The sequence below is a fragment of the Rickettsia senegalensis genome (genome assembly GCF_056135685.1).
The window spans coordinates 1,035,505-1,047,649 of record NZ_JBVYTQ010000001.1; the positions used below are offsets into that span (position 1 = coordinate 1,035,505).

Consider the following 12,145-nt stretch of genomic DNA (forward strand, 5'->3'; position numbering starts at 1 on the left):
AAAGCTACAAATCAAATAATTTGTAGCCTATATATGATGTAGAAGTCAAGATTTAATCTTACAGACATTATAAAAATTATATCTGAATGTCTGATAAGTTATGACTGTCAGATGAGTATTCAAGATATAAGATTTCGTTATTCTTTTCAACAGCTAACTTTTTACTATCCATAAAAGTCTGCATAGGTGTTTTTCCATAGCAATATTTACCGGAATGCGGTCTTTCATTATTATAATATTCTAGCCAAATATCAAGATCTAGTTGTAGATCATCAAGATCAGTATAGATCTTTTTACGCATAGCAGTATCAAAGAATTCTTGTTTCATAGTTTTATTAAAACGTTCACACATACCATTTGTTTGAGGAGAATATGCTTTAGTAGTAGTATGCTCAATACCCTCAATGCTTAAGAACAATTCAAAAGCATGATGTTCTATATTACCTTTATACTCACCACCTCTATCAGTTAAAATACGAAGTACTGGTATTTGCTGACTCTCATACCATGGTAACACTCTATCATTAAGCATGTCAGCAGCGGTAAGTGCTGTTTTATCAGTATATAGTTTAGCCTCTGCAACCCGAGTGTAACTATCAATAAACACTTGAGAATATACCTTGCCTATGCCTTTAAAATTACCTACATAATATGTGTCTTGGCATCCTAGATAACCTGGATGCTGTGTATCAATCTCACCATGAGCTTCTTTCTCGCTACGCCGTTTCTCTAATACTTGTAACTGAGCTTCGGTAAGAACAATACCATCCTGAGCCATTTTGGCTTCTAATGCTTTAAGTCTTTTATTGATATTATTTAAATCATTACGTAGCCAAATAGATCTAACTCCTCCAGGTGATACAAGAATACCAGTCTTTTTAAGCTCATTTGATACTCGCAGCTGACCATAAGCGGGGTATTCTACTGCCATATCTAATACTGCTCTCTCTACGGCAGGATCAACTCTATTCGCTATAATTGGCTTCTTCCGACTAATCTCATATAATGCTTCTTCTCCTCCTGTTTCATATAACTCTTTAAACCTATAATAACTGTCTCTACTGTAACCCATAGCTTTATATGCTGACGATATACTACCAAGACTCCTAGCTAATTCTAGTAATCCTATTTTTGGCTTTATTATTTTTTGATTTAGATTCATCTCTAATCCTCCATTTAATATTATCTTAATTTTACTAAATGTAAGATTAAATCTCAACTATTACATAATGAATAGAAAAAAATTAGCCAATTAATGTAACTTGTATCTCACTATCTTGTACTATTTTGACATATTCATTGTATACATCATCAGGCAAGTTACTAAATGCCTGATCGATGATAAGTGTCCCTACTCCTATCAATGCTAATTGAAAGCAAATATCTCCAGTCTGAGTATCGCCGGATACTTGTCCTGTTTCTAGCCAATCTCCAACTGCTTGTGCAAAAAAAGCAAAAGGTACACCGAGCAATACAACAATTTTTTTTATTATATCAACCATTTTATTCTATGTCATTCTCGCGTGGTATTTGTTGCGTGGCTCGTTGTATGTCGTTCCCGCGGAGGCGAGAATCCAGTAATAAATATATAAAAACAAGTTTTTTATATATTTATTTTATCAAATTATGTGACCTCTGTATCAATATTGAAGTTATTTCCCTGGATTCCTGCTTTCGCAGGAATGACATAGAATAAAATCAAGTTTACGATCATGAGGTTCAACCGGAAAATTATCTATTAACTGCTCTTTTAAACAAACTCCGACAGCCAATATATTTCGGTTATTATTAAGATATCGGTCAAAATGTCCTTTGCCGTATCCAAGTCTATAACCGTCCCGACTAAACGCAAGCCCCGGAATAATGACTAATTCAGGGATAACACAATCATTATTTATAGGTTCATAGGTTTTAAAAGCACCTAAAGCCAACTGATCGTTATAATGATAAGGACAATATTTTATCTCATTTTTTATAACTTTCGGTAGGAAGAATCTTATTTTAGGATGTAAGTTTGTTATCTCAAGTAAGTTAATCTCGTATTTTAGAGGATAGTAAAGTCCTACTATCTTTACTTTTAACTCCTTTAATAACCGGCTAATTTTATTTATTAGAGAGTTTTTGACTAAGTCGGAATTAATCTTATCTTGGTTTTTTATTAAAAATTCTTTGAAATAAAGCCGCAGCTCTTGTTTGGTCATAAATATCCTTAAATTCGTCATTGCGAGGAGCGAAGCGACGTGGCAATCTCATAAAGCATAACTCCTGAGATTGCTTCGTCGAATTACTGCGTAATTCTTCTCGCAATGACGTAGGGGTATATTACATATTAATCGTTCTTTTATCTACACTAAGAGCTGCTTCTTTTATAGCCTCGCTTAATGTTGGATGGGCGTGGCAGGTTCTTGCTATATCTTCCGAAGCTGCTCCGAATTCCATATAAGCGATAAGCTCGGCAATAAGCGTACCTGCATCAACTCCTATAATATGAGCTCCTAAAACCCTATCGGTTTTACTATCGGCAAGAATTTTAACCATCCCTTCCGTACTACCGATTGCTCTTGCTCTACTATTTGCTAAAAACGGAAACTTACCTACTTTATAATTAATGCCTTTTCCTCTTAGCTGTTCTTCCGTTTCACCGACGCTTGCTACTTCGGGATAAGTATATATTACGCTTGGAATTAGATTATAGTTAACATGTCCTGTTTGCCCTGCCATAATTTCCACGGCAGCTACAGCCTCTTCTTCGGCTTTATGAGCAAGCATAGCTCCTTTTACCACATCACCGACTGCGTAAATATTTGAAACAGCTGTTTGGAAATGGTCATTAATCTCAATTCTACCTTGTTTATCTGTAATAATACCTACAGACTCAAGCCCTAGATTTTGGGTATAGGCTTTTCTACCTACTGCCATTAATACCACATCGCTAGTTACTGCCGAACTCTTACCACCCTCCTCTATTGTCAGATTTACTTTTCCTGACTTTACTTCAGCAGACAGCACTTTAGTATTTAGTTTAAACTCTATACCTTGTTTTTGCTGTAGCTTCATAAATTGCGTGGCAATTTCCTTATCAAGCATCGACACAATGCTCGGTGCATACTCAATAACCGTTACTTTAGCACCTAAACGACGCCAAACTGAACCAAGTTCTAAACCTATATACCCTCCCCCGACTACTATTAAGTTCTCAGGTACTTTAGAAAGCTTTAAAGCTCCGGTAGATGAAACAATAAACTCTTCATCTATTTTGATATTCGGTATTTCTATGACGCTGGAACCTGTAGTAATTAGGATATTTTTAGCTTTAATTTGCTCTTTATTTACCTCAACGATATTGCTAGAGATAATTTTAGCTTCACCTTTTATCCTAGTAATCTTATTTTTGGCAAATAGGCTTTCTATCCCTTTTGTAAGGTCAGAAACTACTTGATCTTTATTAGCTAGCATTTTTTGTAAGTCTAATTTTACATCTGCAGTAATACCTATACTCTCAAAATGCTTTAGAGCTTCTTCATATTTTTCGGAGGAATTAAGTAAAGCTTTTGACGGTATGCACCCTATATTTAAACAAGTGCCGCCGAGAGTATCGTTTTTCTCAACACACGCTACTTTCATACCAAGCTGAGCAGCTCTAATACTACCTGTATAACCGGCCGGACCGCTACCTATTACCACTAAATCAAATTCTTGCATATTTGTTTGACCTTAATAAATTGTTGAATCGTCATTGCGAGGAAATTATGTAATAATTGACGAAGCAATCTCAAGTAAGATTCCTGAGATTGCCACGCTCCTTTCAGTCGCTCGCAATGACGTAATACTGCTAAAAATACACCACTATCACCTTTATAACAACTTTAATCTTATACTATTCTTATTTGACGAAGCAATAAAACTAATTAAATTAATATTATCTTCAAAGCCGTTTGTATAATTTTGTAGTAAAGAGAACATCTTTTTAGAAATAGCGTAATTGTGACTAGCATTTAGTGAATTTGACTCACCGATATTTTTTATTTCTTTCATTAACGCTAAAGGATTATCAAATTTTAACTCTATATTTTCATAATCAACAATTACTTCGGCAAATCCTGCTTGTGATAATAGCATTGGGACATGGTCAAAATGAATAAAAGAAGAAATATGAGGAGAGTGTTTAAAACCACTTGCTGTTTCGGCATCTATTAAAGATTTACGTAAATTCTTTAAACTATTTCCGCCGACAAAATTACCGATAAAAATACCGTCAGGCTTTAAAAATGTTCTTATATTAGATAGAAAACTCTGCACATCATTTATCCAGTGTAACCCTAATGAATAAATAATTAAATCAAAAGAGTCTTTTGGAAATTCTAAATCTTCATCATCAATAGACATCTTCCCAAACTCTACTTCTAGAGGTAATTTAGACGTCGATCCGGTACTCGAATCCTCACGTACTAGTGTGTACGCTGTGGCGCTGTGTTCCGTGTCTCCTTTAAATTCCTCTCTATAAGCTGGTTTGGAAAGATGTCTAATTAATAATTTACGATCATGCCTAAATGAATCAAGCAATAAAGGCGACATATCCGTTGCAGTAATATCGGCATTTCGGTAGGTAGTTTTTAACAGTTTTGTAAGGTAACCGCATTTAGCCGATATTTCTAGAATATCCGAAAAATCCTTATCAATCATCCCTAATCGGCTTATTATATCGTCAGCTGCATGCTTGATAAATAAGCTGTCACTTATTCCCTCTACTGCATTATTTCGGTGATTTTTTAGCTTTAATCTGTTGAATATATAATCCCTTCCATTTATCTTCTATCTTTTGACCTAAAGTGTTAGTCGGGAATCGAGAAATAAGATCTCCTCTTAACCAACTATTTTGAATAAGTTCTCTCTGTCTTGCAGCGCGAATATCATCCCCTTTAACTCTATCTAGCCTTTCAAAATTCTCTTGAATACCTACAACTATAGGTTTTGTATTTTTATTGTTAGGTGATAAAGGTTCTAAACTCAACAGGCTTTTTTCTGAAGGATTTAAATCCAAAATTAGATCCAAATGCTCTAAGTAGACAGGTTTTAGTTGTTTATCATTACTAGAAACTTTTTTCTTTCTATCCCTGAAATATTGTTCGCGGTCTTATTAGATTCTCCTAGAGATTTATCACTACTTATACACAACAATACTAATATAAATTTCTTTAACATAAATAACCTTGTATATTATTATAGTTAATATAAATTAAATAATATATGAATCAAGTGCTGAAATAAATTAATTATTTCTAAAGATATTATCTTCGTATTTTTTTCTATAATGTATTTTGTAATTCTCGTTTCTTATATCATTAAACCATTGATCTTGTTGTTTTTTAATGTAATAATTTAGGGAATTAGATTTACTTTTACTAGTTTGGAAATTATCTTCACAAAATTTTAAAAAACCTGATATTAAAGTTTCTACCCCATTAGTCTCAGATTTTTTCTCAAGAAATTGCATAGAAAAATTAGTAAGATTATTATGTTTTAAATAAAATTGCTTATACTTCTCATGAATTTTATTTTCTTTTTTTATTTGTTGTTCTGAAAAAGATAATTTTTCCTCTAATAATTTATGAATTTCGGTACAGTCGCTCCAAGGTAATTCTATTGTTAGCTGCTCTTCCTGATATTCAAAATTATCTTGAATATTGTTAAAATCGGCATTTACTTTTACCGCACTTACTAATATTAAAAAGTAAATGAAAAGCTGGTATACGAAGTTCAACTTGAAAAAGAGCAAGGAATCCACAAGACGAGGAACACAGCGTATACTTAAACGTTCAGTATCGCAGTAATTGTAGGATGACGTAGCCAATTTTTTAAGTTCAACGAGTATACTCATAAAATTTAATTAATTTTAGCAGGAATCGGTACCATAATACTACTTCTGTATCTTTTATTGCCACTAAAAAGTGATTTTTTTTGAATTTTGTTATTATTTACTGGAATTGTATCTTCTAAAGCCCCTTCATTATTATTTAGATAACTATGTAAGGATGCTTTATAAAGAGCCATATTACTTGCTATTTTAACTACATCTTGCTTATATTTAAACCCTAAGGAATGAGTGGCTGAGTGGTAATGTGCTATAGCTTTGTGCCAACTCCCTAACTGATCATATTTTGAGCGCAAAAACTCTGCCCCGTAACGAACGTTATTATTTGGATCGAATGCTTGGTCAAGGGAATTAAAAGCTCCTAAATGATGTCTTAAGTTAATCTGCATACATCCGACATCAATACTCTCTCGCCCTCTTATAAGCTCTATTCTAACAAAACTTACAGCTTCTCTTTTTGTATTAAAATAATAGCCTTTTCCTTCAACGTTTACCGTCCAAGGCCATACTACTCTAATTTTACGGGTTGTATGTTTTTTTCCCGATTCTTTTAAGGCTATTGAATGTAATGTATTAGATGGGATGTTAAATTTTTTTTCAAAGTAAGGAAAAAGTTTTGAACATTTAAAGGATTCAGTGATTTCAGGATCGGCAATAGCCGGATTTGAAAAGAAGAAAAAGGAGCATAGTAGGATTTTAGCGTCATTGTGAGGAAAATTACGAAGTAATTGACAAAGCAATCTCAGGAGTATTATTTTATGAGATTGCCACGCTCCTTTCAGTCGCTCGCAATGACGACTTGGTATCCACGCAATAATATGAGGGAATGATATAATGTTCTTTCGAGCCATACCGGCAACGCTAAAATAAACTTGAGTTACTAATTAAGATAAACTAGCCTACCATAACTTATCTTATGAAGCAAGGGAAGTTATGAGATAAGAAACAAACAAGATTACTTATAAATCATTAGTGTCAAAATTATCTTTAGCAATACCTAATGTTTCTAATATTTGTTCAAGTTCTATTACTACAGACCCTAACTCAGCTGACTTTTTGTTAAAGTTAAAATTTTCTGAGGTTAATGTTGCTTCGTTTAAACTTGCAGTTCTAACTACACTAAATCTTACGCCAACTTCTTTAAGCCATTGATATGCATTATTAACATCTTCATTATTTCTATAATAATCACTACAATCATTTAGTAGTATGTGAAATATTTCTGCTTTTAATGTGTAATAGTTGAGATTTAATCTTACATTTAGTAAAATTAAGATAATATTAAATGGAGGATTAGAGATGAATCTAAATCAAAAAATAATAAAGCCAAAAATAGGATTACTAGAATTAGCTAGGAGTCTTGGTAGTATATCGTCAGCATATAAAGCTATGGGTTACAGTAGAGACAGTTATTATAGGTTTAAAGAGTTATATGAAACAGGAGGAGAAGAAGCATTATATGAGATTAGTCGGAAGAAGCCAATTATAGCGAATAGAGTTGATCCTGCCGTAGAGAGAGCAGTATTAGATATGGCAATAGAATACCCCGCTTATGGTCAGCTGCGAGTATCAAATGAGCTTAAAAAGACTGGTATTCTTGTATCACCTGGAGGAGTTAGATCTATTTGGCTACGTAATGATTTAAATAATATCAATAAAAGACTTAAAGCATTAGAAGCCAAAATGGCTCAGGATGGTATTGTTCTTACCGAAGCTCAGTTACAAGTATTAGAGAAACGGCGTAGCGAGAAAGAAGCTCATGGTGAGATTGATACACAGCATCCAGGTTATCTAGGATGCCAAGACACATATTATGTAGGTAATTTTAAAGGCATAGGCAAGGTATATTCTCAAGTGTTTATTGATAGTTACACTCGGGTTGCAGAGGCTAAACTATATACTGATAAAACAGCACTTACCGCTGCTGACATGCTTAATGATAGAGTGTTACCATGGTATGAGAGTCAGCAAATACCAGTACTTCGTATTTTAACTGATAGAGGTGGTGAGTATAAAGGTAATATAGAACATCATGCTTTTGAATTGTTCTTAAGCATTGAGGGTATTGAGCATACTACTACTAAAGCATATTCTCCTCAAACAAATGGTATGTGTGAACGTTTTAATAAAACTATGAAACAAGAATTCTTTGATACTGCTATGCGTAAAAAGATCTATACTGATCTTGATGATCTACAACTAGATCTTGATATTTGGCTAGAATATTATAATAATGAAAGACCGCATTCCGGTAAATATTGCTATGGAAAAACACCTATGCAGACTTTTATGGATAGTAAAAAGTTAGCTGTTGAAAAGAATAACGAAATCTTATATCTTGAATACTCATCTGACAGTCATAACTTATCAGACATTCAGATATAATTTTTATAATGTCTGTAAGATTAAATCTTGACTTCTACATTTAATGGATCGCTTTTAGTTACCGGTAAATTTGAGCAAGTAACTCTAATATGTCCTTACCTTTTATAATAGCTTCATTATTATTTTTTGCTTCTTTTGAAACCTGCTCTAAGGACAACAAGCTTTGCCTTAACGCTATATTATCAATATTACTAGCTTCAATAAACTTTTTAATTTCGATAAGTATACTCAAATAATCTGTCGTCTCTAGTGGTCTTACTGTATCTTTTTTTAATTTTTCAACTAATGACTCTTTCACAAAAATATATCTTTATTTAAATTAAATTCAAATCTTAAAAAACCATGGAATATGGATTCTGAATTTTTGAAAACGGCAATATATAGAATTTGTAAAATTTTGTCAATAAAATATAAGATTTGTGTATAGAAATTATTAATTATTTTTAATAAAAAAGACAAGTATCATAACTTCCCTTATGAAGCAAAGATAGTTATGATATTTAAGATTTGAAAACTTAACCTAAATCAAGATCAGCCTGTAAAGTATCGCCTAAAGAATCGACTTCATGGTTGTTTAAATTACTTCCGGTAGTGTCAAAATTTTCACTTCTAGAAAAATGTTCTTCATACCATTTTATATATGTTTCTGCTGCTATTTTTAATGGATTTAATGGTTCTCCACCAAACATAGCACCTAATACTTGTAATGGATTACTTGTTCCTTCTGTTATTACTTTACAATATTCATATTTTAGAGTTTTACTTTCTTTATCTAATATAGGTAGTAAATCTTCTATAAATTCTGCTAAATTTTGAAACTCATCTGACTCTACAAATAAAGATTTACTTACAAAATTCAGAGAAGCGTAATGATTACCTAATGATTTCGTAAGATTTTCTACTATTATGAGAAGTCCTTGTTTAATAAAGTGAGGCTTATTTAAAGCTTGATCTATTATCTCTGCATCTTCGGTTTCTAAGACTCTATTTATATATTCTTCACTGATTACTATTTTGTAATTTTTTATTAACTTATTGATTTCATTAATACTTTCTTTAACATTAAACACTACTGTATTAGAGCTAGCGGTATTTGAACTAGTAGAAGGTTGTTCACCTAATTCTGCATTATTTAATATTGAACCGGCATGATTTTGCCATGCTTGATAATTTCCAGGTGTTGAAGTTGCTTTATTAGCGAGAGCTATTGCTTGACTAAATAATGCTGCAAGTTGCTCAGAATTACCAAGGTCTATATATTGCGGCATTTCCGGCGGTGGAGTAAAATCGTTACGAGAAATATTTGATTCTTCTTCAAGAGATTCATCTTCAAATAACTCTTCTGTAGGTTCTATAGTAGCCCAACATACTGCTAATGTTGCAAGCTCATCATTAACAAATACTTGATGTTTTGCAACTGCATGTTTTACATTTTCATTATTTTTATAATTACTAGGAATAGTGTATAAACCGTATTCTCCTTTATTTGCTTCTTCTAATATAAGACTAAATATTTTTGATTTAATTTTATGGTTTTTTGTTTCTTGTAAATTGTGCTCTAGTAGTTTTAGTATCTGATCGCCTTGTGCTGCTCCTTTATTATTTTCCCAACCTCTTATTAAACTACAATAATCTATACCTGATGTTTTAGCATACTCTAACACTGCTTTTATAGCTTTCCATTGATTATTAGCTTTTTCATTTTCACCTTGCTGCACATCTTTAATAGCATTCTCAGCCCATTTAGCAAGCTGAGCATAGGATGCTAGCTTCCCTACTGCATTAAATATGGATACATGTTTACCTGGATAATCTACTTTTGTAATTATTTCAGATAGATCAAATTTTTGAACTAATTTCGGTAATTCAACAAGAAATTCATCATAATATGGTTTGTCTAAACTCCATTTTCTTCCATTTTGTTTGATTTCATTTATAGTTGCTTGATTAAAATCATATGGCGAATATTTTTTCATAATTTGACCTTTTTATAATTATGGGTTAAATTTATACTCAAAAAACCATAAAATATGGTATCTCTTAATTTTTATAAATACATAACACATTATTTTATTAATATATGTCAATAAAACCATGAAACATGGTATTTTGTTTTAAAATGCTTTAAATTGGTAATTGACTGATTAAATGAAAATGTTTATTATTAGTCCAAATTAAATGTAATTAAGTATATTCTATGAAAGTCGTTAGCTCATTAAAATCACTAAAAAAACGTGATAAAGATTGTCAAATTGTTAAAAGAAGAGGCAAAATTTTTGTAATAAATAAAAAAAACAAAAGATTTAAAGCAAAACAAGGTTAATTGTTTCTAGATAGAATATGGCCGGTCACTCAAAGTTTAAAAATATTCAGCATCGTAAAGGGGCTCAAGATAAAAAAAGAGCAAAAGTTTTCACTAAATTAATTCGTGAAATAGTTACTGCAGTTAAAACCGGTTCTTCTAATATCCCTGAAAATAATCCGCGTCTTAGACATGCTTTAACCGCCGCACGCAGTCAAAATCTCCCAAAAGAAAGAATAGACAAAGCTATTAATAGTGCTGACGATGCTAATACCGAAAATTATACGGAAATTAGATATGAAGGTTATGCACCGAATGGTATTGCTATAATAGTTGAAGCTTTAACTGATAATAAAAACCGTACTGCTGCCGAAGTGCGTTCCGGTTTTACCAAATACGGTGGCAGCTTAGGTGAAACAGGTAGCGTTAATTATTTATTCAAACATTGCGGGGTTATCCAGTATCCAACAAACATAGCATCGAATGAAGATATTTTTGAGGCAGCCATAGAAGCTGGAGGGGATGATATCGTATCTGATGAAATATTCCATACAATCTATACGGATATTGAAAATTTTTCTAAAGTTCTAGAATTTTTAACCGGCAAATACGGTATACCTGAAGACTCTTATATAGGCTGGATTCCATTAAATACAATAATTATAGATGATAAGGAAAAAGCTGAAAAATTACTAAAGCTTGTGGAAATTTTAGAAGACAGCGATGATGTGCAAAGAGTTTTCGGGAATTATGAATTATCTGATGATGTTTACGAAATAATACAAGGAGAAGAATGACTTATAACGATGCAAATTATCAAATAATTATTTTAGCAGCCGGTAAAGGTACTAGAATGGAATCCGATTTACCGAAAGTAATGCATAAAGTCGGCGGAGTTCCAATGCTTGAAACAGTATTAAAGAATTCGCTTAACATCACAAATGATGTAATTATAGTTTATTCAGAAGAACTTAAAAAACATTTAACGTCCTATGAAAATATGTGTCGCTTTGTACTGCAAGAGGAACCTAAAGGCACAGCTCATGCTACTCATGCAGCAATAGATTTAATTGATAAAAATAAAACAATATTAGTTTTATACGGTGATCATCCTCTTATTACTCCAAAACTTATACATGAATTAATAGATTATTTAAGCCTTACTAATTCTGCATTAGTGACTTTAAGCTTTGAGAGAGCAAATCCGGCTCAATATGGAAGAATAGCTACTGATAAAAATGGTGAATTCTTAGAGATAATCGAACATAAAAACGCAAGTGAAGAAGAGAAAAATATAAAACTCTGTAATTCAGGTATTATGGCTTTCAGTAGCGGAATTTTAAATAAATACTTACCTTTATTTGCTACTAATACTAACGGTAATAAGGAAGTTTATTTAACTGAAATAGTAAAAATATGCAAAAATCATGGTGAAAAAGTTTCATATTTATTGTCTACTGATCATGATTTAATTGTTGGTGTTAATACTAAAAATGAGCTAGAAGAAGCTAATAATATTTTTTCTAAGAATAAGTCTTAGCATTACCAGCATGAATACCGAGTTGTCATTGCGAGTGGTATTGTTG

The 12,145-nt window shown here is 32.1% G+C and carries 14 protein-coding genes; 4 read left to right on the plus strand and 10 right to left on the minus strand.

The genetic code is table 11. The annotated features are described in order from the left end of the window. Positions 1-76 precede the first annotated feature (76 nt). From AC0ODJ_RS05645 to AC0ODJ_RS05680, 8 genes are all read right to left on the minus strand, one after another. On the minus strand, positions 77-1,162 hold the full coding sequence (locus AC0ODJ_RS05645) for an IS481 family transposase (protein ID WP_474465674.1): 1,086 nt from the start codon (positions 1,160-1,162) through the stop codon (positions 77-79). An 82-nt stretch (positions 1,163-1,244) separates the two neighbouring features. After that, entirely contained in the window at positions 1,245-1,502 is a 258-nt protein-coding gene (locus tag AC0ODJ_RS05650) for a hypothetical protein (RefSeq protein WP_474465308.1), read from the minus strand. Between the two features lie 150 nt (positions 1,503-1,652). Further along, the gene (locus tag AC0ODJ_RS05655) at positions 1,653-2,201 is read right to left on the minus strand and encodes a 5-formyltetrahydrofolate cyclo-ligase (RefSeq protein ID WP_474465311.1); all 549 of its coding nucleotides are present in this window, start codon (positions 2,199-2,201) and stop codon (positions 1,653-1,655) included. Between the two features lie 121 nt (positions 2,202-2,322). Then, positions 2,323-3,702, minus strand: coding sequence for a dihydrolipoyl dehydrogenase (gene lpdA / locus AC0ODJ_RS05660; RefSeq protein WP_218460305.1), 1,380 nt, complete (start codon positions 3,700-3,702; stop codon positions 2,323-2,325). Positions 3,703-3,855: 153 nt separating this feature from the next. Continuing rightward, a complete protein-coding gene (locus tag AC0ODJ_RS05665) occupies positions 3,856-4,722 on the minus strand; it encodes a palindromic element RPE1 domain-containing protein (protein WP_371920393.1) in 867 nt (288 codons plus the stop codon). A gap of 31 nt (positions 4,723-4,753) precedes the next feature. Then, the gene (locus tag AC0ODJ_RS05670; protein ID WP_256621213.1) at positions 4,754-5,041 is read right to left on the minus strand and encodes a hypothetical protein; all 288 of its coding nucleotides are present in this window, start codon (positions 5,039-5,041) and stop codon (positions 4,754-4,756) included. Positions 5,042-5,269: 228 nt separating this feature from the next. Then, a complete protein-coding gene (locus tag AC0ODJ_RS05675) occupies positions 5,270-5,761 on the minus strand; it encodes a DUF2532 domain-containing protein (RefSeq protein ID WP_256621212.1) in 492 nt (163 codons plus the stop codon). 122 nt (positions 5,762-5,883) lie between these two features. Then, entirely contained in the window at positions 5,884-6,723 is an 840-nt protein-coding gene (locus AC0ODJ_RS05680) for a lytic transglycosylase domain-containing protein (RefSeq protein WP_218460302.1), read from the minus strand. A 448-nt stretch (positions 6,724-7,171) separates the two neighbouring features. Here AC0ODJ_RS05680 and AC0ODJ_RS05685 point away from each other — a divergent pair, with 448 nt between their 5' ends. Continuing rightward, entirely contained in the window at positions 7,172-8,257 is a 1,086-nt protein-coding gene (locus AC0ODJ_RS05685) for an IS481 family transposase (protein ID WP_121834048.1), read from the plus strand. 58 nt (positions 8,258-8,315) lie between these two features. Here the strand turns inward: AC0ODJ_RS05685 and AC0ODJ_RS05690 are convergent, their stop codons facing one another. Together AC0ODJ_RS05690 and AC0ODJ_RS05695 are read right to left on the minus strand one after the other, a co-directional pair. Continuing rightward, positions 8,316-8,555, minus strand: coding sequence for a hypothetical protein (locus AC0ODJ_RS05690; RefSeq protein ID WP_218460480.1), 240 nt, complete (start codon positions 8,553-8,555; stop codon positions 8,316-8,318). Positions 8,556-8,772: 217 nt separating this feature from the next. Then, the gene (locus AC0ODJ_RS05695) at positions 8,773-10,233 is read right to left on the minus strand and encodes a hypothetical protein (protein WP_474465321.1); all 1,461 of its coding nucleotides are present in this window, start codon (positions 10,231-10,233) and stop codon (positions 8,773-8,775) included. 221 nt (positions 10,234-10,454) lie between these two features. On the opposite strand from AC0ODJ_RS05695, the gene ykgO reads away from it, so the two are divergent. From ykgO to AC0ODJ_RS05710, 3 genes are read left to right on the plus strand one after another with little or no spacing between them, the layout of a single operon-like run. Next, positions 10,455-10,580 (plus strand): type B 50S ribosomal protein L36, encoded by a 126-nt coding sequence (ykgO, locus tag AC0ODJ_RS05700; protein WP_004998227.1) that lies wholly within the window; start codon positions 10,455-10,457, stop codon positions 10,578-10,580. A gap of 17 nt (positions 10,581-10,597) precedes the next feature. Further along, a complete protein-coding gene (locus AC0ODJ_RS05705; RefSeq protein ID WP_218460479.1) occupies positions 10,598-11,356 on the plus strand; it encodes a YebC/PmpR family DNA-binding transcriptional regulator in 759 nt (252 codons plus the stop codon). Continuing rightward, positions 11,353-12,099, plus strand: coding sequence for a sugar phosphate nucleotidyltransferase (locus AC0ODJ_RS05710; protein ID WP_218460478.1), 747 nt, complete (start codon positions 11,353-11,355; stop codon positions 12,097-12,099). Before AC0ODJ_RS05705 ends, AC0ODJ_RS05710 begins: the two co-directional genes overlap by 4 nt. The last annotated feature ends 46 nt before the right edge of the window (positions 12,100-12,145 follow it).

Coding starts and splice junctions, on each gene's coding strand:
- AC0ODJ_RS05680 (WP_218460302.1), bottom strand. CDS start 6,723: ATGGCTCGAAAGAACATTATATCATTCCCTCATATTATTGCGTGGATA.
- lpdA (WP_218460305.1), bottom strand. CDS start 3,702: ATGCAAGAATTTGATTTAGTGGTAATAGGTAGCGGTCCGGCCGGTTAT.
- AC0ODJ_RS05650 (WP_474465308.1), bottom strand. CDS start 1,502: ATGGTTGATATAATAAAAAAAATTGTTGTATTGCTCGGTGTACCTTTT.
- AC0ODJ_RS05710 (WP_218460478.1), top strand. CDS start 11,353: ATGACTTATAACGATGCAAATTATCAAATAATTATTTTAGCAGCCGGT.
- AC0ODJ_RS05685 (WP_121834048.1), top strand. CDS start 7,172: ATGAATCTAAATCAAAAAATAATAAAGCCAAAAATAGGATTACTAGAA.
- AC0ODJ_RS05695 (WP_474465321.1), bottom strand. CDS start 10,233: ATGAAAAAATATTCGCCATATGATTTTAATCAAGCAACTATAAATGAA.
- AC0ODJ_RS05655 (WP_474465311.1), bottom strand. CDS start 2,201: ATGACCAAACAAGAGCTGCGGCTTTATTTCAAAGAATTTTTAATAAAA.
- AC0ODJ_RS05645 (WP_474465674.1), bottom strand. CDS start 1,162: ATGAATCTAAATCAAAAAATAATAAAGCCAAAAATAGGATTACTAGAA.
- AC0ODJ_RS05705 (WP_218460479.1), top strand. CDS start 10,598: ATGGCCGGTCACTCAAAGTTTAAAAATATTCAGCATCGTAAAGGGGCT.
- ykgO (WP_004998227.1), top strand. CDS start 10,455: ATGAAAGTCGTTAGCTCATTAAAATCACTAAAAAAACGTGATAAAGAT.